At 65.5% G+C, this 24,168-nt stretch carries 26 protein-coding genes and 1 tRNA gene; 10 read left to right on the top strand and 17 right to left on the bottom strand.

Annotation, left to right across the window (positions count from 1 at the left end):
• Positions 1-108: 108 nt before the first annotated feature.
• The 3 genes from FRF71_RS11570 to FRF71_RS11560 form a co-directional block, all read right to left on the bottom strand.
• Positions 109-2,466, bottom strand: coding sequence for a sensor histidine kinase (locus FRF71_RS11570; RefSeq protein WP_147090799.1), 2,358 nt, complete (start codon positions 2,464-2,466; stop codon positions 109-111).
• 85 nt (positions 2,467-2,551) lie between these two features.
• Positions 2,552-3,982 (bottom strand): adenosylhomocysteinase, encoded by a 1,431-nt coding sequence (ahcY, locus tag FRF71_RS11565; RefSeq protein WP_147090798.1) that lies wholly within the window; start codon positions 3,980-3,982, stop codon positions 2,552-2,554.
• A gap of 113 nt (positions 3,983-4,095) precedes the next feature.
• Complete coding sequence (locus FRF71_RS11560) at positions 4,096-4,554, bottom strand: S-adenosyl-L-homocysteine hydrolase (RefSeq protein ID WP_147090797.1); 459 nt, start codon at positions 4,552-4,554, stop codon at positions 4,096-4,098.
• Positions 4,555-4,726: 172 nt separating this feature from the next.
• On the opposite strand from FRF71_RS11560, the gene FRF71_RS11555 reads away from it, so the two are divergent.
• Together FRF71_RS11555 and FRF71_RS11550 are read left to right on the top strand one after the other, a co-directional pair.
• Positions 4,727-5,206 (top strand): peroxiredoxin, encoded by a 480-nt coding sequence (locus tag FRF71_RS11555; RefSeq protein WP_147090796.1) that lies wholly within the window; start codon positions 4,727-4,729, stop codon positions 5,204-5,206.
• Between the two features lie 5 nt (positions 5,207-5,211).
• Positions 5,212-5,568 (top strand): DUF3147 family protein, encoded by a 357-nt coding sequence (locus FRF71_RS11550; protein ID WP_147090795.1) that lies wholly within the window; start codon positions 5,212-5,214, stop codon positions 5,566-5,568.
• 1 nt (position 5,569) lies between these two features.
• Here FRF71_RS11550 and FRF71_RS11545 read toward each other — a convergent pair whose 3' ends face one another.
• From FRF71_RS11545 to FRF71_RS11525, 5 genes are all read right to left on the bottom strand, one after another.
• Positions 5,570-5,998 carry a PaaI family thioesterase gene (locus FRF71_RS11545; RefSeq protein ID WP_147090794.1) on the bottom strand — a complete coding sequence of 143 codons (429 nt, stop codon included), beginning with the start codon at positions 5,996-5,998 and terminating at the stop codon, positions 5,570-5,572.
• A gap of 1 nt (position 5,999) precedes the next feature.
• Complete coding sequence (folE, locus tag FRF71_RS11540) at positions 6,000-6,605, bottom strand: GTP cyclohydrolase I FolE (RefSeq protein WP_147090793.1); 606 nt, start codon at positions 6,603-6,605, stop codon at positions 6,000-6,002.
• A 2-nt stretch (positions 6,606-6,607) separates the two neighbouring features.
• A complete protein-coding gene (locus tag FRF71_RS11535; protein WP_238339215.1) occupies positions 6,608-8,104 on the bottom strand; it encodes a phospholipase D-like domain-containing protein in 1,497 nt (498 codons plus the stop codon).
• Between the two features lie 213 nt (positions 8,105-8,317).
• Positions 8,318-8,394 (bottom strand) — tRNA-Arg (locus FRF71_RS11530).
• A gap of 45 nt (positions 8,395-8,439) precedes the next feature.
• On the bottom strand, positions 8,440-8,844 hold the full coding sequence (locus FRF71_RS11525) for a (deoxy)nucleoside triphosphate pyrophosphohydrolase (protein ID WP_272949941.1): 405 nt from the start codon (positions 8,842-8,844) through the stop codon (positions 8,440-8,442).
• Positions 8,845-8,924: 80 nt separating this feature from the next.
• Between FRF71_RS11525 and FRF71_RS11520 the strand changes: the two genes are divergently transcribed.
• Positions 8,925-9,119, top strand: a complete 195-nt coding sequence (locus FRF71_RS11520; protein ID WP_147090792.1) for a Flp family type IVb pilin — start codon at positions 8,925-8,927, stop codon at positions 9,117-9,119.
• 94 nt (positions 9,120-9,213) lie between these two features.
• On the top strand, positions 9,214-9,399 hold the full coding sequence (locus FRF71_RS11515; protein ID WP_147090791.1) for a Flp family type IVb pilin: 186 nt from the start codon (positions 9,214-9,216) through the stop codon (positions 9,397-9,399).
• Between the two features lie 79 nt (positions 9,400-9,478).
• On the opposite strand, the gene FRF71_RS11510 is transcribed toward FRF71_RS11515, so the two are convergent.
• The 5 genes from FRF71_RS11510 to FRF71_RS15715 form a co-directional block, all read right to left on the bottom strand.
• Positions 9,479-10,972 carry a M48 family metalloprotease gene (locus FRF71_RS11510; RefSeq protein WP_147090790.1) on the bottom strand — a complete coding sequence of 498 codons (1,494 nt, stop codon included), beginning with the start codon at positions 10,970-10,972 and terminating at the stop codon, positions 9,479-9,481.
• Positions 10,973-11,072: 100 nt separating this feature from the next.
• Positions 11,073-12,020 carry an acetyl-CoA carboxylase carboxyltransferase subunit alpha gene (locus FRF71_RS11505; RefSeq protein ID WP_147090789.1) on the bottom strand — a complete coding sequence of 316 codons (948 nt, stop codon included), beginning with the start codon at positions 12,018-12,020 and terminating at the stop codon, positions 11,073-11,075.
• A 9-nt stretch (positions 12,021-12,029) separates the two neighbouring features.
• Positions 12,030-12,923, bottom strand: a complete 894-nt coding sequence (locus tag FRF71_RS11500; RefSeq protein ID WP_147090788.1) for a tyrosine recombinase — start codon at positions 12,921-12,923, stop codon at positions 12,030-12,032.
• Positions 12,920-14,773 (bottom strand): hypothetical protein, encoded by a 1,854-nt coding sequence (locus FRF71_RS11495; protein ID WP_147090787.1) that lies wholly within the window; start codon positions 14,771-14,773, stop codon positions 12,920-12,922. Before FRF71_RS11495 ends, FRF71_RS11500 begins: the two co-directional genes overlap by 4 nt.
• Positions 14,770-14,898, bottom strand: a complete 129-nt coding sequence (locus FRF71_RS15715; protein WP_272949940.1) for a hypothetical protein — start codon at positions 14,896-14,898, stop codon at positions 14,770-14,772. The genes FRF71_RS11495 and FRF71_RS15715 overlap by 4 nt, the downstream gene beginning before the upstream one ends.
• Before the next feature lie 84 nt (positions 14,899-14,982).
• Between FRF71_RS15715 and FRF71_RS11490 the strand changes: the two genes are divergently transcribed.
• Both FRF71_RS11490 and aroB read left to right on the top strand, forming a co-directional pair.
• Positions 14,983-15,567, top strand: a complete 585-nt coding sequence (locus FRF71_RS11490; RefSeq protein ID WP_147090786.1) for a shikimate kinase — start codon at positions 14,983-14,985, stop codon at positions 15,565-15,567.
• Positions 15,558-16,670 carry a 3-dehydroquinate synthase gene (gene aroB / locus FRF71_RS11485; protein WP_147090785.1) on the top strand — a complete coding sequence of 371 codons (1,113 nt, stop codon included), beginning with the start codon at positions 15,558-15,560 and terminating at the stop codon, positions 16,668-16,670. The genes FRF71_RS11490 and aroB overlap by 10 nt, the downstream gene beginning before the upstream one ends.
• Here the strand turns inward: aroB and FRF71_RS11480 are convergent.
• On the bottom strand, positions 16,654-17,427 hold the full coding sequence (locus FRF71_RS11480; protein ID WP_147090784.1) for an SDR family NAD(P)-dependent oxidoreductase: 774 nt from the start codon (positions 17,425-17,427) through the stop codon (positions 16,654-16,656). The genes aroB and FRF71_RS11480 overlap by 17 nt on opposite strands.
• 207 nt (positions 17,428-17,634) lie before the next feature.
• Here FRF71_RS11480 and FRF71_RS11475 point away from each other — a divergent pair, with 207 nt between their 5' ends.
• Both FRF71_RS11475 and FRF71_RS11470 read left to right on the top strand, forming a co-directional pair.
• Positions 17,635-18,576 carry an NAD(P)H-binding protein gene (locus tag FRF71_RS11475; protein ID WP_238339211.1) on the top strand — a complete coding sequence of 314 codons (942 nt, stop codon included), beginning with the start codon at positions 17,635-17,637 and terminating at the stop codon, positions 18,574-18,576.
• Between the two features lie 77 nt (positions 18,577-18,653).
• Positions 18,654-19,058 carry an MAPEG family protein gene (locus FRF71_RS11470; RefSeq protein WP_147090783.1) on the top strand — a complete coding sequence of 135 codons (405 nt, stop codon included), beginning with the start codon at positions 18,654-18,656 and terminating at the stop codon, positions 19,056-19,058.
• Between the two features lie 17 nt (positions 19,059-19,075).
• On the opposite strand, the gene FRF71_RS11465 is transcribed toward FRF71_RS11470, so the two are convergent.
• Positions 19,076-19,864 (bottom strand): SDR family oxidoreductase, encoded by a 789-nt coding sequence (locus FRF71_RS11465; protein ID WP_147090782.1) that lies wholly within the window; start codon positions 19,862-19,864, stop codon positions 19,076-19,078.
• A 13-nt stretch (positions 19,865-19,877) separates the two neighbouring features.
• On the bottom strand, positions 19,878-20,051 hold the full coding sequence (locus FRF71_RS15475; protein ID WP_161597957.1) for a hypothetical protein: 174 nt from the start codon (positions 20,049-20,051) through the stop codon (positions 19,878-19,880).
• 144 nt (positions 20,052-20,195) lie between these two features.
• Here FRF71_RS15475 and FRF71_RS11460 point away from each other — a divergent pair, with 144 nt between their 5' ends.
• Entirely contained in the window at positions 20,196-21,527 is a 1,332-nt protein-coding gene (locus tag FRF71_RS11460; protein ID WP_147090781.1) for an alginate export family protein, read from the top strand.
• Positions 21,528-21,868: 341 nt separating this feature from the next.
• The gene (locus FRF71_RS11455; RefSeq protein WP_147090780.1) at positions 21,869-23,371 is read left to right on the top strand and encodes a peptide MFS transporter; all 1,503 of its coding nucleotides are present in this window, start codon (positions 21,869-21,871) and stop codon (positions 23,369-23,371) included.
• Here FRF71_RS11455 and FRF71_RS11450 read toward each other — a convergent pair.
• Positions 23,368-24,144, bottom strand: coding sequence for an acyl-CoA thioesterase (locus FRF71_RS11450; protein WP_147090779.1), 777 nt, complete (start codon positions 24,142-24,144; stop codon positions 23,368-23,370). The genes FRF71_RS11455 and FRF71_RS11450 overlap by 4 nt on opposite strands.
• Between the last annotated feature and the right edge of the window lie 24 nt (positions 24,145-24,168).

Below are 24,168 nucleotides of genomic sequence, written 5' to 3'. Positions count from 1 at the left end.
GGTGGTGCAAGCCGGCAGCCCCGGGCATAAATCGCACGATGCAAGGCATCGCCACCACCCCCATACCCCTCCTCTGAAGAGGAGGGGGGATTTTGATTGCTGATCCCCTCACGGCAGGTCGATGATCGCGGCGGTGCCCTGCCCTGGCTCGGACAGCAGTTCCAGCGTGCCGCCATGGGCCTCGACCAGCCGCCGGGCGAGCGGCAGGCCCAGGCCTTGGCGGCGTTCGATCGCCTTGCCATCGGTCGACAGCTTGATCCCTTCGAGTGCACGGGCCAGCGTGGCAGCATCCATCCCCGGTCCGTTGTCGGAAATGACGATCCGCGCCCGGCCCTTGCGGCCTGACAACTCGACCAGCACCCGTCCGCCAGGTGGCGTCGCGGCAATCGCATTGTCGAGCACGTGGCCAATTGCACGCGCGAGCCGCCGGGCATCGCCGGTGATCCGGCCGACCCCCTTGTCACCCCGCAGGTCGAGCGAGAGGCCAGCCTCGCGGATGCGGGGCGCGCGGTCTTCGACCAGTTTTGTGACCAGGGGGTAGAGCTCGACCTCCTCGCGTACCAGCGGCAGCAGCCCGGCCTCGCTCTGCGACAGGTCGAGCACCGATTCGATCTGTTCGCCCAGCCGGTCGACCGAGGTCAGGATCGCCGCAACATATTCATGACCCTGCGGGGACAGTTCCCCGCCCAGTCCGGCATCGAGCAGTTCGGCAAAACCGCCGATCGAGGTCAGCGGCGTGCGGAATTCATAACTCATGTTGGCGAGGAAGCGGGTCTTCAGCGCATCAGCCTCTTCCAGCGCGGCAGCGCGCTGCTTGAGAGCTTCCTCGGCCTTCTGGCTGTCGGTGATGTCAAGCACGGTCAGCAGGCCATTGCCATCGGGCAGCGGCACCCCGGCGAATTCGAGCGTGCGGCCATCGGCCAAGACCGCCCGGCCCCCGGTCTGGCGGCGATCGAGGGTCGCGGCGCGGACCACATCGCCGACTTGCTTCGCCCGCTCAGGCTTCTTGAGCCGCATCGCGATCCGTTCGAGCAGCGTTTCGATCCGCGGGTGACTATCCAGGATCGTATCGTCGAGGCCCCAATCGGCCGCGAACCGCCGGTTCCAGAGCTGGAGCTTGCCGTCGGGGGCGAAAACCGCGAGCGATTCAAACAGACTGTCGAAGGTTGCGGTGCGGGTGCGCAGCAACGTGTCGCGGTTAGCGGAGAGGCGGAGCTGTTCGGTCCGGTCCTCGGCAATGAGCAGCAGGCCGCCATCGGGCAACGGCTGGGCCACGACGCGCAGGTGCGTGCCATCGGCCAGCGACCAGGTTTCTTCCTGCGCCTCGCTGGCCAGGAACCAACCGGCCTTCTCGCGCCGCCAGGCCGGGAAGTCGCGCGCCTCGGGGACCTTGCCGCCATCGCGGGCCAGGTCGAGCAGGCGCTCGAACGGTGCGGGATCGATTAGCACGGCGGGCTTGAGCCCAAAGATCCGCAGGAACGGCTGGTTGGCAAAGGTCAGCGTGCGGCGCGCGTCGAACTGGGCAACCCCGGCCGAAAGCTGATCAAGCATCGAGCGCTGGGCCTCGCGGAAAGCCCGGAAGTCGCGGCCGAGTTGCTCCATGTCCTCGATATCGACCGCATAGCCGGCGATCCCTTCCTGCCCCAGCGGCAGATCGGAAACGCGCAGCGAACGGCGCTGACCACCGATCGTGGCAGGGACGATCCGTTCGATCGGCAGATGTTTGCCGGCCGCCTGGAGCGCGACCTGTTTTGCTGTCAGGCCGTCGATACTCTCGACCAGTTCGATCCCGTCAGCCACGACCTGGCGGGCATCTTCACCAGCCACGGCCTCAACGTAAGCCGAGTTCACCAGCCGCAATTCGCCATCGGGGCCGCGAAACCACATCGGCATCGGCGCGGCTTCGATCAAGCCGACGAGAGCGGCAAAATCTTCCTGCGCCCGCCGCGCCGCATCGCGCAGCTGAACCAGCTCGCTCTCGCTGTCGGAAAAGTCGAAGACCCAGACCAGCGCGGCTCCACCCGGCGAAATCTGCGGATCGGCCAGGTGTCCGCGCAGTGCCAGGCTACGTTTCGAGCCTTTGGGCGTCACCACCATGCGAAACGGATTGGCGGTGCGCTGGCAGCGCCGCACGGCTTCGATCAGCTCATTGAGCTGCTCGCCCGTCAGTCCGCCACCGCCGCCGTCGATCCGGCCACCATCAAGCTCGGTCAGGAACTGCGGGACCACTTCCAGCCCCAGCCAGTTGGCCAGGCGCTGCGGCGCCTCGATCCGGCCATCGGCGCGGACCAGCAAGGGAATCGCCGGGCTTTCATCAACCATCCTCGCCAGCCGCCGCGCCTGCCGCTGGCCGCCTTCGGCGCGCTTTTCACGTCCGCGCGCCGCCAGCACCGCCCAGGCCGCCGCAACGGTCCAGGCCGAAAGCAGCAGCCCGATCAACACCAGCGCGGTCGGGGAAAGCGTCATGGCTTCCAGCTATGCGCGAGGGCGCGCAATGGCAAGCGCAGCCCTCACGATATCGTCATCCCGGCGCGTGGCTGGGACGCGTCGATCAGTAGCGGTAGTGATCCGGCTTGAACGGACCGGCTTCCGGCACACCGATGTACTTGGCCTGCTTTTCGCTGAGCTTGGTCAGCTGGACACCCAGTTTGTCCAGATGCAGCGCCGCAACCTTTTCATCCAGGTGCTTGGGCAGGACATAGACTTCGTTCTTGTACTGCTCGCTCTTGGTGAACAGTTCGATCTGCGCCAGCGTCTGGTTGGTGAAGCTGGCCGACATGACGAAGCTGGGGTGGCCGGTGGCGCAGCCCAGGTTCACCAGGCGGCCCTTGGCCAGCACGATGATCTGCTTGCCGTCCGGGAATTCGACCAGATCGGTGCCTGGCTTCACTTCGGTCCACTTGTAGTTGTCGAGCGCGGCGATCTGGATCTCGCTGTCGAAGTGGCCGATGTTGCAGACGATGCTCATCGGCTTCATCGCCTTCATGTGCTCGGCCGTGATGACGTCTTCGTTGCCGGTGGCGGTGACGAAGATGTCGCAGCGCTTCACGGCTTCTTCCATGGTGACGACTTCATAGCCTTCCATGGCCGCCTGGAGCGCGCAGATCGGGTCGATTTCGGTGACCATCACGCGGGCGCCGCCCTGGCGCAGCGAGGCGGCCGAGCCCTTGCCGACATCGCCGAAGCCGGCGACGCAGGCGACCTTGCCGGCCAGCATCACATCGGTGGCGCGGCGGATCGCATCGACCAGCGATTCCTTGCAGCCATAGAGGTTGTCGAACTTCGACTTGGTGACGCTGTCGTTCACATTGATCGCGGGGAACGGCAGCTTGCCGTCCTTGGCGATCTGGTACAGGCGGTGGACGCCGGTGGTGGTTTCTTCCGAAACGCCCTTGATGTGGGCGACCGACATGGTGAGGTAGCCCGGCTTGCGCTTCAGGAAGGCCTTGAGCGCGCGGACGAATTCGATTTCCTCGGCATTGCTGGGTTCGAACAGGTCCTCACCCGCTTCGACGCGGGCGCCCCACAGCGCGAACATGGTGGCATCACCGCCGTCATCCAGGATCATGTTGGCGGTGCGGCCGGTGCCATCGTCCCAATCGAAGATCGAGCCGACATAGTCCCAATAATCGGCCAGGCTCTCTCCCTTGATGGCGAAGACCGGAATGCCGGCTGCGGCGATGGCAGCAGCGGCGTGGTCCTGGGTCGAGAAGATGTTGCAGGTGGCCCAGCGCACTTCGGCGCCCAGTGCTACAAGGGTCTCGATCAGCACTGCGGTCTGGATCGTCATGTGCAGAGAACCGGTGATCCGGGCGCCCTTCAGCGGCTGCGCGGCGCCGAATTCCTCGCGCAGCGCCATCAGGCCCGGCATTTCGGTTTCAGCGATCTTGATCTCGGCGCGGCCAAAATCGGCAAGGCCGATATCGGCGATGGCATAGTCACGGGTCTGGGCGGCAGTGGCCACGGGTCTTCTCCTGAACATCGCAGGCGCCCTGCCGCAAACGGCAACAGGCAGCGCCAATCATGACGCTGCCCTTAGCCGCTCACCTTTCGGGAGGCAAATATAAAGATTGCTTTATATGTTTCCTGAGGCGCTCAACGCGCCCAGGCAAAGCGGGCTGAGCCGTTGCTGGCCAGCAACTGATCCGCCGCTTCGGCCAGAACCGCCGGCCCCTCAGCCTGCGCCAGGCTGCGGGCTGCGACCTTTAGTTCGGCACAGCTCAGCCACGGGTGCCCCTGGCCATAAGTGTTGGCCATCGTCACGCTCAGCTTGTCGAGCGCACGAGCAGCCTGGGCCGGGCCGACCCGAGCCGATAGCTGCCACTGCAATTGGCGCGCAGCGCCATTCAATGCCAGAATATGCTTGGTGGTGAAGCGCTGATAGTCGGCCTGAAAATTGTCCGGCGTGTTGCGGCAGCGTAGCCCCGTTACCATCAGCATAATGTCCAGCCGTCGCAGTTTTTCCGCCTGCGTTGCTGAATTGGCCTCGGCAGGCACCGATGCCAGCATCCCAAGTACGGCCGCAGCCGCAGCGATTCCCTTTGCGATCCCCATCTTGCAGTCTCCCGGCGGGACCCTGTTCCCGCACCAGCAGACTGCGCCATCGTCTTTACCGGTTCTTAAAGCGGCGGGGTAAAGCAAAATTAAGCATAACCGCCCGTTGCCCTGCGGCCGGCGCGGACTATATCCCACCAGCAAGAATTCCATTCCAGACAGGAGAACGAATATGACGATTGCTGTTGGCGACAAGCTGCCCGACGTGAAGCTGGTCAAGGCGACCGAGAACGGTCCCGAAGCCGTCCAGTCGGCTGAATATTTCAAGGGCAAGCGCGTGGCGCTGTTCTCCGTCCCCGGTGCCTTCACGCCGACCTGCTCGGCTAAGCACCTGCCGGGCTTCGTCGAAAAGGCTGACGAACTAAAGGCCAAGGGCATCGACGAAATCGTCGGTACTGCAGTCAACGATCCCTTCGTGATGGGTGCCTGGAACAAGGCTTCGGGATCGTCGGACATCACCATGCTGGCCGATGGCAACGCCGATTTCGCCAAGGCCGTGGGCCTGACGATGGACGGTTCGGGCTTTGGCCTGGGCCTGCGCGGCCAGCGTTTCTCCATGGTCGTCAATGACGGCGTGGTTGAGCAGCTGCACGTCGAAGCCCCGGGCGAGTTCAAGGTCAGCTCGGCCGAACACCTGCTCGAAAACCTCTAAGACCGATGGATTGGGGGCAGCTGGCGCTGAAAGCGCTGCTTTCCGGCGCGCTGATCGCCGCTGCCTCCGAACTGGCCCGCCGCAGCCCCGGCTGGGGCGGGCTGATCGCCAGCCTGCCGCTGGTTTCGACCCTGGCGATGATCTGGCTGTGGCGCGATACGGGCGACGGCGCCCGGATCGCAAGCTTCGCGCTTTCCTCCACACTCTATGTGCTGGCCTCGTTGCCGGCCTTTGTCGTGATCGCCACCGTGCTGCGCAAGGGTGTGGCCTTCCCGCTGGCCCTTACCGCCTTCGTGGTGACCGGCTGGCTGGGTTACTGGCTGATGCAAGTCGCCGGCCGCCGTTGGGGCTGGCCAGTCTAGTTCACCCGGGAATGGCGTAGGTCACGACCGCCTGCCCGACCACGTTGGCCGGGTCATCCTGCCACAGCCGGCAATCGACCGTCGCCAGCCGCTTGCCCAGCTTAAGCAGCACGGCATCGCACCATACCGTCTGCTGCTTGACCGCGCGCAGAAAGCTCATGTTGAGGTTGCTGGTTACCGCCATGGCGACCGGGCCGATATGCGCCAGGATCACCGCATAGGCTGCCCGATCGACCAGCCCCATCTGGGTTGGACCCGAGACGATCCCGCCGGGGCGCAGGTTGCTGCTGTCAGGCTCCAGCGCCAGCCGGACAAAGCCAGGCTCGATGCTATCGATTCGCCCCAGCCGGTCATGATCCCCAACCGGAAAGGCCTGTACGAAGAAGTCCGACAGCTCCCCGACTGTCATCACGGGCACCAAGGCAGTCATGTCAGTAGCCCATCAGGCTCAGCACTTCCTTGCGGCTGCGGTTGTCATCCAGGAAGCACCCCATCAGCCGGCTGGTGACCATCCCCACCCCCGGCGTGCGCACGCCGCGGCCAGTCATGCAGCCGTGCTGCGCCTCGATCACCACGGCCACGCCGTGCGGGTGAAGGTTATCCCAGATGCACTGGGCGACTTCGGCGGTCAGCCGCTCCTGGATCTGCAGGCGCCGGGCGAAGGCGTGGAGCACGCGGGCCAGCTTCGAAATTCCGACCACGCGATCCTTTGGCATATAGGCAATCGCAGCCTTGCCGGTGATCGGCGCCATATGGTGCTCGCAGTGCGACTGGAAGGGGATATCCTTCAGCAGCACCAGCTCGTCATAGCCACCCACTTCCTCGAACTGGCGCGAGAGGTGATAGGCTGGATCCTCGCCATAGCCCTGGCAGTACTCCTTCCAGGCGCGCGCGACGCGCGATGGTGTATCGATCAGGCCTTCGCGCTGCGGATCATCGCCCGACCAGCGGATCAGGGTACGGATTGCTTCCTGCACTTCGGGCGGTACCGGCAGCTTGCCGTTCTCGTCCAGCTCGGGCTCATGATCGCATCCCATCCTCACACCTCCAGTCGCGGGCGGCGCAGGAAGCTGCCGCGGCGAAACAGCCCCCGGCGCTTGTTGAGCGGCTCGAACAGTTCTTCGGGCCGCTCCGGATCAAGCAGGGCGTTATCTGCGACTGCTCTCTCCGTTTCGCTGAGGGGACGCAAGGCAAAAGGTTCAAGGTACTTGCCCTTGCGTGGCGCATTCTCGATCAGGTTGAACATCGAAGGATCGCGTTCCAGCGCCGCTTCAACTTCACGCCGCGTCAGGCCCAGATGCTCGGCCAGCAAGGCGTAACGCAGCTTGGTAATACCGGCACGCGCATGGCCGTTGCCCGGACGGGCGGCATCGATGAACATGTCGCATTCGCTGTCCAGTCCCAACGAACGGTTGTTCATGTTGGCCGAACCGATCCGCAGCACCTCATCGTCGACGATCATCGTCTTGGAATGAACATAGATCGGAGTGCCGGCGGCGTTATGGGGAATGAAGATGCGGAAGCGGTTACGGTGGTCGACATCCTCGATCGCGTGGGTCAACCGAACCCGCGCGCCGTCCATCGCTACCTCCTCCAGCCAGCCTTCGGCAGAGATCGGGTTGATCAGCACGATCTCAGGCGGATCGGGTTCGGCCACGCGCTTGGCAATTGCCTCGGCAATCTTGCGGGCGGCGAAGTATTGGCTTTCAGCGTAGATGAAATGACGCGCCCGGGCGATATGCTCAAGAAACAGCGCCTCGATCTCGCGCACTTCGCTGACGTTGTTCCACTGCGATCGGGTCCGCGCGATGCCCACCTCGACATCGTTGAAATCAGCCTTGAGCGTTGAGGGCCAGGGGCTGGACACCTGCGGCCGGCACGGCTCCATCGCCTTGCCGCCAGCCTGAGCCCAGCGTTCCCGTCCCAGTTCGCCCAGCGCGAGGGCTGCGTCGCCCTCAACCATCAGGGTCAGATCGTGCCACGGGCCAAACAGCCGCGGCGAAAAGGGCAGGCGGCGGCGCAGATCATGTTCCTTGTGCTCGGGCGTGTCCCAGCGTCCGGCGGTCATGTCGATCCCTCCGCAGACGGCAAAGCGATCGTCGATCACCACGATCTTCTGGTGATGACTGCAGCCAAGCGGATGCGCGGAATCGAACTTGAAGTCGATCGCCGGGCTGCGCCACCAGCGCCAGAGATCGAGGATCATCGAGCCGCGGAAGACGAACTTGAGCGCGCCGAAGTTCCATTTCAGCACCCGCACTTCCAGTCCGCGCGTGCGCTTGCACAGCCACAGCATGAAGGGGCCGAGCCGCGCCGGCTGCGAAAGCTTATCCGGCCGGTTCCACCAGCGCCGCCCCTGCCCCAGCAAGATTCGTGTGTCGAAATCCCAGCCGATCATCATGATCCGTTGGCGCGCGCGCATGAAAGCTTGCTGCATCAGGGCGAAATAGGGTGCGGCATCAATGACCACGTGAACGCGGCTCGCCCGTGCATAACGCCAAACGGAAGGGGACTGGGCTTTGGGTTCGTCGGCCACAGGGTCTCTTAGCGGTTCAGGGGGCACTGGGCAGCAAAAACCGTTCGGACACCGGTTTGGTTGCGTGCGAGCCTGTGGTCCAAAATGAGGAGGCCAGCTGCGGCTTTGAAGCTGGCTGCGTCTAAAGCCGATTTCACAATCAACTCAGAACGCCTCGCGCTGCCTTCGGCAGCACGCCGCTCCGAGACCCGGAAATCGATGGTTTGGGGAAAATGGCGCGCCCGGAACGATTCGAACGTCCGACCCTCAGATTCGTAGTCTGATGCTCTATCCAGCTGAGCTACGGGCGCGTTGGAGTGGCGCTCATAGGCAGGTCGTTCCGGCTTGGCAAGCGGCTAAATCGACGAAATCAGTGCCTGTGCCAGCGGCACGTCGAGCGGCGGCATTTCATGCGCCAGCAGGTCCTGCGGGGCTACCCAGGCTATGGCCTCCCCAGCCAGACAGACCGGTTCTCCGGCCCAGACGCGGCAAGTGTAAAGCAGAATGACATGTGGATTGCCGGGCTCGCTGGCGCTGGCGAGATAGACAAGATCCGCCGGATCGACGGCCACGCCCAGTTCCTCTGCCAGTTCGCGAACCAGCGCCGAATCAGGGTTTTCCCCCGGTTCCACCTTGCCTCCCGGAAACTCCCATAGCCCGCCAAGCGCTCCATCCAGCTTGCGCTGGTGCAGCAGTATCCGGCCATTGGCGGCAATCAGAGCGGCCGCCACCACCGGAATGATTGTCGGATTATTTTGCACGTTAAGGTCCGTTCTCAATAAATCGTTAGGACTGTGATGCGATCTCAACCCTCACCCGCACCAAACGCGGAGAGGGAACGATGAAGAACAAACTCCTCATAAACCTGATCCGTGACGAACGGGGCACGTCGGCCGTTGAAATGGGGCTGATCGTGGGACTGGTCGTGATTGCCATGTTTAGTGCTCTGCAAAGATTTGCCGACGCCAACATGGAAGTCTGGACCACTGTCAACACTAAGGTTGCTGCTTCCAACGAGGCTGCGACCGGCGGTTAAACATTTCGCAAGACTTATCACCTAACTCGGGGATCGCTCGATCCGGGTGACAGGGAAAGAGCCGGGTACTGAAGACTGCTACAGGAGACTGACCATGAAGTTCATCAACAAGCTGTTCCGTGACGAAGCTGGTGCCACCGCGATCGAATACGGCCTCATCGCCGCTCTCATCGCCGTTGCTGCGATCACTGCCATGCAGGGTCTGGGTAACGAACTGAAGACCACCTTCAACACTGCCGGTGACAGCATGGCGACCGCCAACGGTTCGGCTGGCGCCTAATCGGCACGGCCGAAAGGCCAACAGAATTGGGGGCGGCGGGGAAACCCGCCGCCCTCTTTCGTTTGTCTGGAGCAATCGTTCAGTAGGTTACCAGCTTGATCTTCTGACCAGGAACGATGCGGCTGTTGGCGGTCAGGCCGTTGAGCACCAGGAACCGGTCCAGCGGCGCGTCGGTATAGGCCATGCGGCTGGCCAGCGACTGGACCGTATCCCCCGGTCGCGCCGCGATCACCGCCAGCTTGCGGGGCTTGATCGCCGCCGCTTCGGCCGCCGTGATCCGCCGCATCGATCGGAACATCGGATCGAACACGCCGGTCCCGCCTGGCTGGGTGATCGTCACGAAGTGAAAGGCCTGGTCCGGCCCGAACTGATAGGCGAAGACGGTAACCTCAACCGTCGACTGACCCGTGTTGACCCGCGTCGTCGCATAGGCAGCGGGCAGGCCATTGATCGTGGTCCGGCTGACCTGGCCCGGATCGATCTTCTGCTGGCCCTGCTCAGTCAGCGCGCCAAAGGCGTCGCGCACATAGGCATCGAGATCGCCCGAGAACGGCCCGGTGGTAAACTGCCCGCGGCCCGACTGGCCATTGATCGAAACGGCGCGGGTGCCGTTCATCATGTAAAACCCGCTTGGCGCATCATAGGCAAGCTTCAGGTCCGGATGGGTAAACCGGCGTCCATCGACAACGCCCTGCCTGGGATCGTCGCCATAGGTCATGCCGGCGATCCGGGTCAGGAAGGTGTCGCGATTGGTTACACCCGTGGCACTGCTACCCGCCCGCGCCAGCGCCGTGCGCACGCGCGAGGCCGGATCCGGGTGAGTCGAGGCCCATTCGGGCACCTGATTGCTCGATCCCATCAACCGCGCATCAAGTGCATTCTGATTGGCAAGCGATTGTAGCACCGTGCTCATCGCCCGCGGATCATAACCCGCGCGGCGCAGGTAATCGATGCCAAGGTTGTCGGATTCGGTCTCCTGCCCGCGTGAATAGCGCAGCGTCAGCAGCTGCGAACCCTGCAGCAGGGTGCGCTGCAACGCCTGTCCGACCTGGTTGTTGCCCAGGACAGCACCTGCCAGCACGGCACCGAGCACGCCGAAGATGGTATTCTTGGTTGCCGCGCTCTGGCGCTTTGCGGCATGGCGTGCGGCGACGTGGCCAACCTCATGGCCCAGCACCGCGGCCAGTTCCGCCTCGTTGTTCATCAGCGAAACGAGCTGACGCGTGGTGTAGATATAGCCGCCAGGAATGGCGAAGGCGTTGTTCACCGGCGAGTTGAGCAGCGTTACCGTAAAGTCCCCGCGCGCATTGCTGAGGCCTGACTGAACCGCAATGTTCTTGCCAACGGTCTCGACGTAGGCCGCCTGCGGTCCGCTCTCGGCACCGCCAAATTCCTCCAGCAGTTGCGGGTGCGCCTTGGCCCCTTCGGCCTTGTCCTTGGCGCTGATCGCCTGGACCGGCGCGGGCTTGGCCACGGCCTGCGCACTTGCTGCGCCGCCGCCACATGCCGACGAAGCCAGGATCGTCGCCAGGCCAGCCGAGGCGAGCGCGATGTGTCTGATACTGCTAGGCATGAAAAGCTTTCCTGTTCAGTTGACCCGGTAATATCGCTAGACCGGATGAACGGAATTGGAACAGCAAAAGTTCCCGCGCAGGGCGCTGCCCCCCCTCGCGTCAGGCTTCACCGATGCGCAGGAAGCGCTCTTCGCGCAGCGCGCGCAGCTTGGCCGGGCTATGCTTGGCAAGAGCATCGAGCTCTTCGCCGATCGCTTTGGCCAGGGCTGCAATCGCCTGCTGCGGATCGCGATGCGCCCCGCCGACCGGCTCCTTGACGATCCGGTCGATCACGCCAAGTTCGAGCAGATGCTGAGCAGTCACCCGCATCGCTTCCGCCGCATCGGCCGCCTTTTCAGAGGTGCGCCACAGAATTGAAGCACAACCTTCCGGACTGATCACCGAATAGACCGCGTGTTCGAACATCAGCACGCGCTCCGCACTGGCAAGCGCCACGGCGCCGCCGGAACCGCCCTCACCCACGATCGCCGCCACCATTGGCACGCCCAGCGCCAGGCAGGCCTCGGTCGAACGGGCAATTGCCTCGGCTTGGCCGCGCTCTTCGGCCTCAACGCCCGGGAAGGCGCCCGAGGTGTCCACCAGCGTGACCACCGGCAGGCCGAACCGGCTGGCCAGTTCCATCAGGCGGATCGCCTTGCGATAGCCTTCGGGCTTGCCCATGCCGAAATTGTGTTTGATCCGGCTCTGGGTGTCGTGGCCCTTCTCGTGCCCGATCACCACCACGCGGCGGTTCCCCAATTTGGCCAGCCCGCCGATGATCGCGTGATCCTCGCCAAAGCAGCGGTCCCCGCCCAAAGGGACAAAATCGGTGAAGGCTCCAGCGATGAAATCGCGGAAATGCGGGCGCATGGGGTGCCGCGCGACCTGGGTCTTCTGCCAGGGAGTCAACGCAGCATAGGTGCTGGCCAAAAGGTCCGCGCTCTTTGTCTCAAGCCGGCGGATTTCCGCCGCGATATCGACATCGCCGCCTTCGGCTGCGGCGCGCAGTTCGGCAATCCGCGCTTCAAGCGTGGCGACCGGCTTTTCGAACTCGAGATAGGAAATCATGCCCCCGCGCTAGCCCGCCGGGCGGCGATGGGCAAGAGGATGCCGTGCGTTGACCAGTTCCACCAACCGGGTGGAGTCGACGTGGGTGTAGATTTGGGTCGTCGCAATGTCGGCATGGCCCAGCAGCGTTTGCAGCACGCGCAGGTCAGCTCCGCCTTCCAGCAAGTGGGTGGCAAAGGCATGGCGCAGCACGTGCGGACTGACCCGTTCAGGATCGAGCCCCGCGCGCAGGGCAAGGGCGCGCAGCAGCTGAAACAGGCGAACCCGCGTCAGGTGGCCGCTCTTGCCAGTCGAGGGAAACAGCAATCGCCCCTTGTCACCGCGGAGCGCCAGCCAACGCGACAGCGCCTGCCGCGCACGACCACTCACCGGGACCATCCGTTGCTGCCCGCCTTTGCCCGTAACCGTCAGGAATGGCGCATCGCGCGGCACGGCGTTGAGCGGCAGGGAAACAAGTTCGCTGGCACGCAGGCCAGAGCCGTAAAGCAGCTCAAGCAAGGTGAGCAGCCGCACGGCCTCCGGCCTGTCACTTGCCGCCTCGGCCTCGGCCGTCGCGAATAGCGCCTCGACGTCACCGTGACCAAGGATGCGTGGCAGCGGGCGCCGGGTGCGCGGGCGCGGCAGCGCGGGTGAAGGATCGTCGCCGCGCCAGCCTTCGTCGACCAGGAAGCCGAAGCATTGGCGCAGGGCGGAGCATTTGCGGGCAAGACTGGAGGGTGCCAGCTTCACCCAGGCTCCAGCCAGCCGGGCGAGATCATCGCGGGTCGCTCCGCTAAGCGGGCCAATGATTTCCTCAGCAGTCTCAAGATCGCGGCGGTAAGCGGCCAGCGTATTGGCCGCAGCGCCGCGCTCTGCAGCCAGCATGGCGAGGAACGCCTCGACCGCGGCGGACAGGGCCCTTATCCCCGCGCCACTGCCTCGGCCGCAATCATCCGGGCTTCGGCGGAAAGGCCCACCCGGTTAAGCGCCGAGACGATGTGATAGAGGTGCACACTGGTCATCTTGTCCCAGCCATCGCCCTGCATTCCCACGCCCGCCAGGAAGCATACCAGCGCCGGGTTGTTCACATCCGCAGCCTGGCTAATCAACCGGGTCCAGCGGGTCTGGCGGTTAAGGTCAATCTCCAGCTTCGCCGCGAAGTTCGCGGCCACGGCCTGATCAACCCGGCCAAGACCGGCAAGGCCGGCGAGCAGGAAGCGTGACTTGCGGTAATTGTCGCTCGCGTCGTCGGAATAGAACGATTCCAGCGCGCCCGATGCCACCAGGTTGCCGCGCACTGGCGAGGCCAGCGTCAATTGCGCCCAGGTCAGCGAGCCAACCTCGGCCTGCGGCGTCCAGCGCAGCGCATTGGCATCAAGCCCCGCGGCCAGCATCGCCGCAACCAGATCGGCCGACTGGCCGGCAAAGCCATCTTCCACCGGCATGCGCGCAGCGGCATAGGCGGTCAGCACCAGGCGCGAATAGCGCGTTCGGGGATCGCTGGCACCATCCCACAACTGGGCAATCGCGGCCATCCGGTCCTTGGGCGTCTCTCCGGTATAGGCCGTGCGCAGCAGGCCTGCCCGGTCGGCCCATTCGCCCGTAATGTCTTCCTGCGCATAGATCTGGCTGTAGAGATCGACCATTGCCGCGCTGGAGAGAATTCCGGCGGCGGCGGCCTTGTCCGCCCCGCTCGCCCGCGTGGTCAGCGGTACCATCGGCGCCAGCGCAGCGGCATAGGCATAGCGATCAGGGGCATTGCGCATCAGCGCCGCTGGCGGCTCAAGCCCGGTCGCAATGGTGAAGGCGTAACGCCACGGGGTCATCACGCTGACCCCGTCCCACTCGATCGTCACGGCCCGGCGGGATTTACCGGCGGCCCCGGCGTATTTCTGCGCCAGCAGCATATCGATCTCAGGCCAGACCTTGCCGCCCTGCATCCGGTCCAGCTGCGCCATGGCAGCGGCACCATCGCCCTGGAAGGCCTGGCAAACGGTGCGCAGCACGCGCCATTCGGCATCCTTGCGCGCGCCGCCCTGGACCGCGATGACCGGGCAGATCCCGGTGATGTCGGCGGTGAAGGCATAGGCATCAAGCGCGGCGCGGGTCAGGCTGTCAGTGAAGTTGCCGGCATCGACATCCTGCACCACGGCGCGGGCCACTTCGCCCTCACCCATCCGCACCAGCAGGGCGGCGCGGCTGGCAGCGAAATCGGCCGGGTTCATGCCCTGCGGTGCATCGAGCCGCGAAGCCAGCGCGCGGCGCAGCAGGATATGCCCCCAGCGCGAGACAAGCTGCCCCTTGTTGCCATCGAGCGCGGCGCGGACCAGCGCCCCGCTCTGGTTAGCCAGCGCTCCGGCGGGCAGCCCGCCCTCGTAATCGGCCAGCACGCCAACCTGCTTCAGCGAGCGGCGGGCGGCAGGCGGCATGTCGGACCGCGGCTTGAGGCCGAGCAGCTCGTCAAGCTCTTCCGGGGACATCCGCTCCAGCTCTTGCAGGGTCGGCACGCGAACGCCCGGCGGCAGACCGGGCGCGGCGGAACCGGCTGCTGCGCCCGGCACCTGCTGGACCACTGGCACCGAAACGCTGGATGATCCGCTGCTGGTGCTGCCTTTGGTCACAGTCACCGGCGCCGCCGGGGCCTGTTTCGGTGCCGCGCGCGGCTTGTCAAAGCCGGGCGGCAGCAGCGATTCGGGCGCATCCTGCGCCACAACCAACGCCGAAGTAAGCGCCAGGGCCGAGCCAAGCGTCAGCAGCAGAGCACTCCGCTTCATGCGTTCACTCCGGGCAGCGTAACCGGCTGCGCAATCAGGCGTTGCGGGACTTCGCCGCCGTCGTGCCAGGCCCAGCCCAGCAACGCGGCAGCGGCCAGAGCCAGCACCAGCCATCCCTTGCGCATGCTCACCGCCACACGTTGCCTTTCTGCGCTGAAACCCGTCCCATACTTGCGAACCCGGTTAGCCCATCTATAGGCAGGGCCGCAATGGACCATGACGAAACCGAGCTTTCGAATGCTGAGATCGCCGCCCTGGCGCGGCGGATCGATCGTCCGATCGTGCTGGTGGGGATGATGGGCACCGGCAAGTCGAGCATCGGGCGGCGCCTCGCCACCCTGCTCCACTTGCCCTTCGTCGACGCTGACGAGGCGATCGAAGAAGCGGCACAGCTGACCATTGCCGAAATCTTTGAGCGCCACGGCGAAGCCGCCTTCCGTGATGGCGAGCGGCGCGTAATCGCGCGGTTGATGGATGGCGCCAATGTCCATGAACGGCGTAAAGTGATCGCGACCGGCGGGGGGGCCTTTGTCAACCCCGAAACCCGGGCGCTGATCCTGTCAAAGGCGATCACGGTCTGGCTTGACGCCGATATTGACACCCTGGTTGAGCGCACCGCGCGCAAGAACACCCGGCCTTTGCTGCGCCAGGGCGACCCGCGCGAAATCCTGACCCGGCTGCGTGAAGAGCGCCGCCCGGCCTATGCCGAGGCGCCGATCCATATTACCTCGGGTCGCGGCCCGCAGGCGCGCACGGTGGCGCGGGTTCTGAAGGAAATCGACGCATGGCTGTAATCCCGGTCGACATCGCTGGGCGCCCTTACGAGGTCCAGGTAGGCAGCGGATTGCTGCCACGGCTGGCCGAACTCGCGGGACCGCGCCTGCGCAAGCGGCGCGTGCCGATCGTGACCGATGCCCATGTCCACAAGGCCTGCGGGGCCGCGGTCGAAGCCTCGCTGGCGGCTGCCGGACACGAAGCGGCCTGGCGCATTCTACCACCGGGCGAGGCGACCAAGAGCTGGGAGCAGCTTGCCGCCACGGTTGACTGGCTGCTGGCCGAGGAAGTGGAGCGCGGCGATCACATTATCGCGCTCGGCGGCGGGGTGATTGGCGATCTGACCGGGTTCGCCGCCGCGATCCTGAAGCGTGGCTGTAACTTCATCCAGGTTCCCACCACACTGCTCGCCCAGGTTGATTCCAGCGTCGGCGGCAAGACCGCGATCAACACGCCGGCTGGCAAGAACCTGGTCGGTGCGTTCCATCAGCCCGCCCTTGTGCTCGCCGATCTCGATGCGCTGGGCACCCTGCCGCAGCGCGAGCTGCTGGCCGGCTATGCCGAGGTGGTGAAATACGGCCTGCTCGGCGATGCGCCGTTCTTCGATTGGTGCGTGATCAATGGCGCGGCGATGCTGGCCGGAGACGCAGCGTTGCGCGAATATGCCGTCGCCCATTCGGTCGCGGCCAAGGCGGCCATCGTCAAGGCCGACGAGCGCGAGACGCTGGGCCTGCGCGCCCTGCTCAACCTCGGCCACACCTTCGGCCATGCCCTGGAAGCGCAGACCGGCTTTTCCAACCGCCTGCTCCACGGCGAAGGCGTCGCGCTTGGCATGGTCCTCGCCGCGCGCTTCTCGGCCCGGCGCGGGTTGATTGCGGCGGCGGATGCAGAGCGGATCGCCGCCCATTTCACCGATGTCGGCATGGCGAGCGAGATCGCCACGCTCGGCCTCAACTGCGATGGTCAGGCCCTGGTCGCGCACATGCTGCACGACAAGAAGATGGACGCCGGCACCCTGCCTTTCGTCCTCCTCCGTCAGATCGGCGAAGCCTTCCTGGCGAAGGACGTGGACCTTGGCGAAGTGGCGACGTTCCTTGACGCGGAACTCAGCGGCCGCCGGTGACATAAAGGCACTGCCCCGTCACCCAGCTTGAGGCGGGCGAGGCGAGGTAGACCACGGCTGCGGCGATATCCTCTGGCTCGCCATAGCGGCCCAGCGGGATGCCGATCATCTCCAGCAGCTTGGCGCGCTTTTCCTCGGTGTCGGTGCCCATGCAATCGTCGAAGTTCTCGGTCGGGATTGGTCCCGGCGCGACGGCATTGACGCGGATCTTCGGCGCCACTTCCACCGCCAGCGTGGTCGTCAGGCTGTTCACCGCTGCCTTGGCCGCGCCATAGGGCCCGTTCTTCACCTGCGGGCCATAGGCCGAGCGCGAGGAGATGTTGATGATCGCCCCGCCATCGGCGCTCATCGCCCGCGCGGCGATGGTCGCGCCCAGCCAGACGCCCTTGAGGTTTAGCGCGATCTGCGCGTCGAAACTGTCCTCCGAAGTGCGCGTCAGATAGCGCGGCGTGCCATCGGGGATGCCGCCGGCATTGTTGACCCAGATCGTCAGCTTGCCGAGCTGGCGCACGGTTTCCGCCGCCAGCCGCTCGAGCGCGGCGGCATCGGTCGCATCGGTCACCAGCGGCAACGCCCGCCGCCGCAGCGCCCGGATTTCCGCCGCCACGGCATCGAGATCGGCCTGGGTGCGCGAGGCCACCGCCACATCCGCCCCCGCCTCGGCCAGGCCCAGCGCGATCGCCCGCCCGATCCCCTTGCCGGCCCCGGTCACCACCGCAACCTGGCCATCGAGCCGAAACTTGTCGAGAATGCCCATCGCCTGCTCCTCTGCGCCGCTATCGGTGGGGGTTTAGTCTGGGCCGACCGAAGGAACACTGGCGGTTGAGATAGGCCGCCCAAGATCGGAGTTGACGATCCGACCGGCTGGTCCGATCAATCGGCAAAACAAGCGCGGGCAGCAGTTATTCCGGACACTCCAAACCAATCGGCAGGCCAGAGCGAAGCGGACCGATCCGGCCGGCGCGTGCTTGTGCTGGGTGCGACCGGTACGATCGGCCGCGCGACTGTGCAGGCGCTGCTGGGGCGCGGACACAGGGTGGTCTGCCTCAGCCGGCGCCAAATCGATACCCTGGCAGGCGCGACCGTCCGGGTGGGCGATCCGACCGACCCAGACTGGCTCAGCCGCGACGGCATCCGGGGCGAGCGCTTCGATGCCGTGCTGTCCTGCCTCGCTTCGCGCACGGGCAGTCCGGACGATGCCTGGGCGATCGATTACCGCGCGCATATGACAGCGCTCGCCGCCGCGCAGCAGGCTGGCATCCCGCAATTCATCCTGCTCTCGGCGATCTGCGTGCAAAAGCCGCTGCTGGCGTTCCAGCACGCCAAACTGGCCTTTGAACAAGCGCTGATCGCATCGGGCCTGACCTGGTCGATCGTCCGGCCGACCGCGTTCTTCAAGTCGCTGTCAGGCCAGGTCGAGCGGGTGCGGCAAGGCAAGCCTTTTCTGGTGTTTGGCGATGGCAGACTGACCGCCTGCAAGCCGATCAGCGACCGCGACCTGGGCGCCTTCCTGGCCGATTGCGTGACGGACCCGGGCCGCCACAACCGCATCCTTCCAATCGGCGGCCCCGGTCCTGCGATAACCCCGCGTGATCAGGGCGAGGCGCTGTTCCGGCTGCTGGGCCAGCCGCCGCGCTTTCGCCACGTCTCGGTCAAAGTGCTCGACGCCATTATCGCGCTGCTCAGCCTGCTCGGCCATGTCTTGCCCGCGGCGGCCCGCAAGGCTGATCTTGCCCGGATCGGCCGTTACTATGCGACCGAATCGATGCTGGTGCGCGATCCCGCCACCGGGCGCTATGACGCCGAGGCCACCCCCGCGACCGGCAGCGACCTGCTGTTCGACTATTACCGCCGGTTGATCGATGGCACCGAACAGGTTGAGCGAGGCGATCACGCAGTCTTCTAGGCTGCAAAAGTGCGAGTTGCCGCCCCGCCTGGGTTCAGCCAGCCTTGGCGCTTCCTTGGGGGAAGGCACACGCATCCATGACCGATCCTTACAGCTATGTCGTGATCGTCAGCGCGCTGGCGCTGCTGGCCTATTACTTCACCCTGCTGATGGCCGGGCTGGCGCGGGGGCGCTTCAAGATCGAGCCACCGTCGCACAGCGGGCCGCCCGAGTATGAACGCTATGTCCGCGCGCACCAGAACACCCTGGAACACCTGGCGCTGTTCCTGCCCGGCCTGTGGCTGTTTGCCTTTGTCGTCAGCCCGGTGTGGGCGGCCGGGATCGGCGCGATCTGGCCGTTCATGCGGGTGCTCTATGCGCTGGGCTATCACAAGGCGGCCGAGAAGCGGCTGATCCCGCTCTATATCTCGATGCCGCCGATCTACATCTTCGTGCTCGGCTCGCTGATTGGCGGGATCATCCGCGTGGCGAACGCCGGATAGGGGATGCCGGGGTCGGCCTAGAACGTCGACGTGCCGATCCCGCCATCAACCACCAGTGACTGGCCGGTGACGTAACTCGCCTGATCGCTGCAGAACATGGCAACCAGCGCGCCCAGGTCCTCGGCATCGCCAAAGCGCCCGGCGGGAATGCGCACAGCCTTGACGAAAGCGGCGACTTCCTCGTCATAGCTGCGCCCGTTGGCCGCGGCGCGGGGGCCCAGCACCTCCTCAATCCCCGGGGTGTGGTGCATCCCCGGCAGCACCGAATTGATCGTGACGTTATGCGGCGCCAGCTCCTTCGAGATCGCGTGGCAATAGTTGGCCAGGGCCGCACGCGGCGGGCCGGAAAGCACCCGCATCGCCGCGGGGTACTTCGCCGCCCCGGTGCTGATATTGACGATCCGCCCCCAGCGCCGCTCAACCATCGGCACGGTAACGGCCTTGATGTAATCGATCGGGCTGAGCAGCGCCGTTGCCACCGCCTGGGCGAGCGCCTCACGCGAAACATCGCGGAAATCGCCGGTAAACGGCGGAGGGGCACAGGTGGCGACGAAGATATCGGGATCGGGGCAAGCGGCCAGGATCGCCGCGCGGCCCACGTCGCTGGCGTGATCGGCGATGATCGCGTGCACTTTCGCGCCGGTCTCGGCGGCGATGGCGGTGCAGGTGGCTTCCAGCCGTTCGGCTCCGCGCGCCGAGAAGAACACCTCGGCCCCCTCGCGCGCCAGCGCCAGCGCCGCCCCGCGCCCCATGCCCGCGCTGCCGCCATTGACCAGCGCCTTGCGCCCCGCGATCCTCAGATCCATTGCGATATCCTCATCAGCGATTGCCGCGCTCTTCCCGCTGGAAGTAACTGAACGTCAGTTCCAGCCGCGCCAGCCATCCAGCCTCTCGCACAGAGCGTAAACTGGCGATAGTGCTGGCCTGCATGGCTGATCCGCCCCGCATCGGGCGCGGCATGATGGCGCGGACAAGTTGGCGCTGGGCGATCACGCGGTGCTCCAGGCCTTGCCGCCGGTCGGTGCTGACGCTAATCAGCAGCGCGTCGGGGCAAGATGACCTCCCGGCCGTAAGCGGCCATGCCGCTCAAGCGTCATCCTGCTGCAACCCTGGCGCGCCAGGGCCGATGGAGGGTGTATGCGTCTGATTGCTCTGATCGTTCCGGTTGTTACTCTTTCTGCGCAGGTCGCGCAGGCCGAAGATGGCCTGTCGCTGTCAGGCAGCGTTCGAGCGCGGTATGAGGCGATCGAAAACCAGGCACGGGTCGGGTTTGATCGCAATGACGACCTGTTCAACGTCCGCACCATCCTGGCCGCTGAGTACCGCCAGGATAGCTGGCGGATCGGCGGGGAACTGTGGGACAGCCGCGTCTATCTGCAAGAGCCGGGCACGCCGGTCACCACCGGTGAGGTCAATACGCTCGAACTGGTCTCGGCCTATGTCGCCACCGATATCACCGCGCCGTTCGGGCCGGGCAGCAAGCTGACGCTGAAAGCGGGGCGCTCGCTGCTCAACCTGGGCTCGCGCCGGCTGGTCGCGGCGGACGACTATCGCAACACCACCAACAGCTACACCGGCCTGCGCGCCGACCTGACGCTGAAAAGCGGGCTCACCGCGACAGCGATCTATGTCCTGCCGCAGAGCCGGCGGCCTGACGATCCGCAGGGCCTGGCCAGCAACCGCGTGGCACTAGACCGCGAGAGCTTCGACCTGGTGCTGTGGGGCGGACTGGTGGCCAAGCCCCAGGCGATCGGGCGGACCATGGCCGAAGTCACGTTCTTCCACCTGGGTGAGCGCGACGCGCCGGGCCGCCCCAGCCGCGACCGCTCGCTCAATACCATCGGCCTGCGGCTGATCCGCGATCCCAAGGCCGGCCAGTTCGATCACGAGGTTGAGGTGATCGGCCAATGGGGCCGCGCCAGCACGTCGCTGGCCGCCACGGCCCCGCGCAAGCCGGTGCGCGCCTGGTTCGCCCATGCCGATGCTGGCTACACCTTCCCCGGCGCGCTTGGCGCGCGGCTCTCGCTCGAGTTCGACTATGCCAGCGGCGATTCCGGCGGTGCGCACTATGGCCGGTTCGATACACTGTTCGGGATGCGCCGCGCCGACCTCGCCCCAGCCGGCCTCTACAACGCCATAGCCCGCGCCAACATCGTCACCCCCGGCGTGCGGTTCGAAGCCGCACCGTCAAAGCGGCTCGATTTCTTCGCCAGCTACCGCGCAATGTGGCTCGCCTCGGCCACCGATGCCTTCGCCACCACTGGCGTGCGCGATCCGCTCGGCCGCACCGGCCGCTTCGCCGGCCAGCAGATCGAAGGCCGCGTGCGCTGGTGGGCAGTGCCAAAACGCCTGCAACTGGAAATCGACGCGCTGACCCTGATCAAAGGCCACTTCCTGCACCGCGCGCCCAACGCCCCGGCAGGCGGCGACACGCGTTACATCTCGTTCAATGCGACGGCGCATTTTTGAGCGGCATTTTCCTACACTGCGAAAACCTGTCATCCTCCTGGCCATGCCCCAGCCCAGCCCCGCGCGATGAGTCGCGTTGCCGCCCGTCCTGACCGCAATAGGCCGCGCCGGCTGCGCGGCCTTGGTGTGTCTGGGGCAGGTTTTTTTCTTCGCCCAGTCGTACAAACAGCCTGCTTCACACTGGAACCCCAGCTTTTCTGCGGGGTTCGCGATGTTGGAAGAAGCGGACAAGGTGTCAACTGTGTCAAGTCCAACGTAACGCTGCTGCGCCGCCGGTGCCGCTTGCCTCGATCCGTCCCGGCGGGTAGCCAGTTACCAACGAAACCATCCGGGGGGATGACATGACTGCCGCCGAAGCCACGCCAGAGCTTGAACTGCCCGCCCATGACCGGGCCTTCCTGGGCCATCCCAAGGGGCTGGGATACCTCGCCTTTGTCGAAGGGTGTGAGCGGTTCTCTTACTATTCCATGCAGACGCTGCTGGTGCTCTACATGGTTAAGTACCTGCTGCTGCCCGAGCATATCGGCAACGTTATCGGCCTGCAGTGGCTGCAAGGCGCGGCTTATGATGGCAAGGAAGGCCAGCCGCTCGCCTCGGCAATCTTCGGTGATTACACCAGCCTGGTCTACCTGACCCCGATCGCCGGCGGCCTGATTGCCGACCGCTGGCTGGGGCGGCGGGCGACGCTGCTGGCGGGTGCCGTGGTCATGGCGCTGGGCCACTTCCTGATGGCTTTCGAGGGGCTGTTCCTGTTCGCCCTGCTGGCGCTGGTGGTCGGCGTCGGGCTGTTCAAGGGCAATATCGCCAGCCAGGTGGGTGAGCTGTACGGCCCCAACGACCTGCGCCGGGCCATGGCCTTCCAGATCTTCTACATCGCGATCAACGTCAGTGTGATCATCGCGCCGCTGATCTCGGGCACGCTGGGTGAAAAGGTCGGCTGGCATTACGGCTTTGGCACGGCCGGCGTGGTGATGGTGGCGGGGCTGCTGCTCTACATCAAGGCCGGGCCGTGGCTGCCCAAGGAGGACCGGGCGGCCGATGCCAAGGCCTCTGCCGATGGGCTGGACAGCAAGCGGCTGCTGGGCTTCACCGCTGCGGCACTGGCCGTGCTGTTCGTGCTGGGCAAGCTGGTGCCGGATTTTGCCGCCATCGGCTTTTCGGGCGAAGTGGGCCTGGCCGTCGCGCTCGGCCTCCTGGCGGCGGTGACGGCGGCAGACCGGCCGCGGGTCTTTGCTCTGCTGCTGCTGATCCCGATCCTGGCGCTCGCCATGTTGACCAACCAGCAGATCTTCAACGCCTACCTGGTCTGGGCGGATGAGCATTTCCAGCTGACCTTCTTTGGCACCACGCTCCCCACCAGCTACATGATCACGATCGACGCGGCGCTCAGCTTCTCGATGCTGGCGGCGGTCGCGCTGTTCTGGAAGTGGCGCAGCGACAAGGGCGCGTGGGAGCCGGACGAGATCGGCAAGATGATCATCGGCTCGGTCTTCGTGATGGGCGGCGGGCTGTGCCTTTACCTGGCCGCGATCACGCAAGGGTCGGGCAAGATCGGGCTGTTCTGGCCGGTGATGTTCCACCTGCTCAACTCGATCGGCTTCTCGCACATCATGCCGGTCAGCCTGGCGCTGTTCACCAAAGTGGCGCCCAAGGCGATCGTCGCGACCGTGGTCGGGATCTACTACCTGACCTTCTTCGCCGCCAACAAGACGGTGGGGATCATCGGCGGCTGGTATTCGACCATGGACACGCCCAGCTTCTGGCTGATGCACGTTGGCACTGCGGCGGCGGGCCTGGTCGGCTTTGCCGCGTTCAAGCTGGTGATGGGGCGGCGGCTGGCTTAGCCGAACAGGGCGATGGATTGCATGCCCGCAGCGATTGCCTCGCCATCGGCGTTCCAGATGCCCATGTCCTGGCTGGAGCAGCCGTGTTCGGCATAGTTGCCGGCAGCGCGCAGCAGCCACCAGCCATCGCGGCTGACGGGCGCTGGAGTAAGGAGGTTGACGATCCAGGTCATCGAGCTGACCGCCGTGGTCTTGCTCATCAGCGGCATCACCCCCGGCGGCAGGGCATCGGCGCAGAGCAACAGTTCGACCATCGGGTCGATCCCGGCGCGCTCCTTGAGGCGGACCCACCAGACCAGCTCGGGGACCTTGTCATCGCCGCGCGGCATGGCGAAGCGGCGTTCGAAGTTGCGGGTGAACAGCGGGCCAAGGTGTTCGGGGAGCACTGCGGCCTCGTCGACCGGGATCAGGCCCTGGGGCGGCGGCGCATCGTGGAGGTGCAGGCTGCTCTCCACGGGGCCCATGAAAACGAAGGTTGCGGTCAGGCCGATGCCAGCCTCGCTGGTGACTTCGGCCGCGATCCAGGTGGCGTTGCGGCCACGGCGCAGGACTCGCGTGGCAACCTCCACCTCGCCCGCCAGCGGTCCGACGAAGTTGATGGTGGCCGAGCGCAGTGGCGGCAGATCATCCGCCACCTGGCGCGCGGCTTCGAGCGCAAGGGCGGACGACAGCCCGCCATAGGAGGTACGGCCCTGCATCCACTCTTCAGTGATTGTGGCGACAAGACCGGTTGCGGTCGGGCGGGCGGCGGCTAGGATTGCAGGTAGGCTCATGAGTTGACCTTAACGTAAACGTAA

Origin of the sequence: Novosphingobium ginsenosidimutans (genome assembly GCF_007954425.1) — a bacterium.
Classification (GTDB): domain Bacteria; phylum Pseudomonadota; class Alphaproteobacteria; order Sphingomonadales; family Sphingomonadaceae; genus Novosphingobium; species Novosphingobium ginsenosidimutans.
Note: the sequence above shows the minus strand (reverse complement) of the source record. Positions and strands in the feature narration are given on the sequence as shown.

Bases quoted from the DNA above. Each gene is read 5' to 3' on its own strand.
- FRF71_RS11570 (WP_147090799.1), bottom strand. From the start codon at position 2,466: ATGACGCTTTCCCCGACCGCGCTGGTGTTGATCGGGCTGCTGCTTTCG.
- ahcY (WP_147090798.1), bottom strand. From the start codon at position 3,982: ATGTTCAGGAGAAGACCCGTGGCCACTGCCGCCCAGACCCGTGACTAT.
- FRF71_RS11560 (WP_147090797.1), bottom strand. From the start codon at position 4,554: ATGGGGATCGCAAAGGGAATCGCTGCGGCTGCGGCCGTACTTGGGATG.
- FRF71_RS11555 (WP_147090796.1), top strand. From the start codon at position 4,727: ATGACGATTGCTGTTGGCGACAAGCTGCCCGACGTGAAGCTGGTCAAG.
- FRF71_RS11550 (WP_147090795.1), top strand. From the start codon at position 5,212: ATGGATTGGGGGCAGCTGGCGCTGAAAGCGCTGCTTTCCGGCGCGCTG.
- FRF71_RS11545 (WP_147090794.1), bottom strand. From the start codon at position 5,998: ATGACTGCCTTGGTGCCCGTGATGACAGTCGGGGAGCTGTCGGACTTC.
- folE (WP_147090793.1), bottom strand. From the start codon at position 6,605: ATGGGATGCGATCATGAGCCCGAGCTGGACGAGAACGGCAAGCTGCCG.
- FRF71_RS11520 (WP_147090792.1), top strand. From the start codon at position 8,925: ATGAAGAACAAACTCCTCATAAACCTGATCCGTGACGAACGGGGCACG.
- FRF71_RS11515 (WP_147090791.1), top strand. From the start codon at position 9,214: ATGAAGTTCATCAACAAGCTGTTCCGTGACGAAGCTGGTGCCACCGCG.
- FRF71_RS11510 (WP_147090790.1), bottom strand. From the start codon at position 10,972: ATGCCTAGCAGTATCAGACACATCGCGCTCGCCTCGGCTGGCCTGGCG.
- FRF71_RS11505 (WP_147090789.1), bottom strand. From the start codon at position 12,020: ATGATTTCCTATCTCGAGTTCGAAAAGCCGGTCGCCACGCTTGAAGCG.
- FRF71_RS11495 (WP_147090787.1), bottom strand. From the start codon at position 14,773: ATGAAGCGGAGTGCTCTGCTGCTGACGCTTGGCTCGGCCCTGGCGCTT.
- FRF71_RS15715 (WP_272949940.1), bottom strand. From the start codon at position 14,898: ATGCGCAAGGGATGGCTGGTGCTGGCTCTGGCCGCTGCCGCGTTGCTG.
- FRF71_RS11490 (WP_147090786.1), top strand. From the start codon at position 14,983: ATGGACCATGACGAAACCGAGCTTTCGAATGCTGAGATCGCCGCCCTG.
- aroB (WP_147090785.1), top strand. From the start codon at position 15,558: ATGGCTGTAATCCCGGTCGACATCGCTGGGCGCCCTTACGAGGTCCAG.
- FRF71_RS11480 (WP_147090784.1), bottom strand. From the start codon at position 17,427: ATGGGCATTCTCGACAAGTTTCGGCTCGATGGCCAGGTTGCGGTGGTG.
- FRF71_RS11470 (WP_147090783.1), top strand. From the start codon at position 18,654: ATGACCGATCCTTACAGCTATGTCGTGATCGTCAGCGCGCTGGCGCTG.
- FRF71_RS11465 (WP_147090782.1), bottom strand. From the start codon at position 19,864: ATGGATCTGAGGATCGCGGGGCGCAAGGCGCTGGTCAATGGCGGCAGC.
- FRF71_RS11460 (WP_147090781.1), top strand. From the start codon at position 20,196: ATGCGTCTGATTGCTCTGATCGTTCCGGTTGTTACTCTTTCTGCGCAG.
- FRF71_RS11455 (WP_147090780.1), top strand. From the start codon at position 21,869: ATGACTGCCGCCGAAGCCACGCCAGAGCTTGAACTGCCCGCCCATGAC.
- FRF71_RS11450 (WP_147090779.1), bottom strand. From the start codon at position 24,144: ATGAGCCTACCTGCAATCCTAGCCGCCGCCCGCCCGACCGCAACCGGT.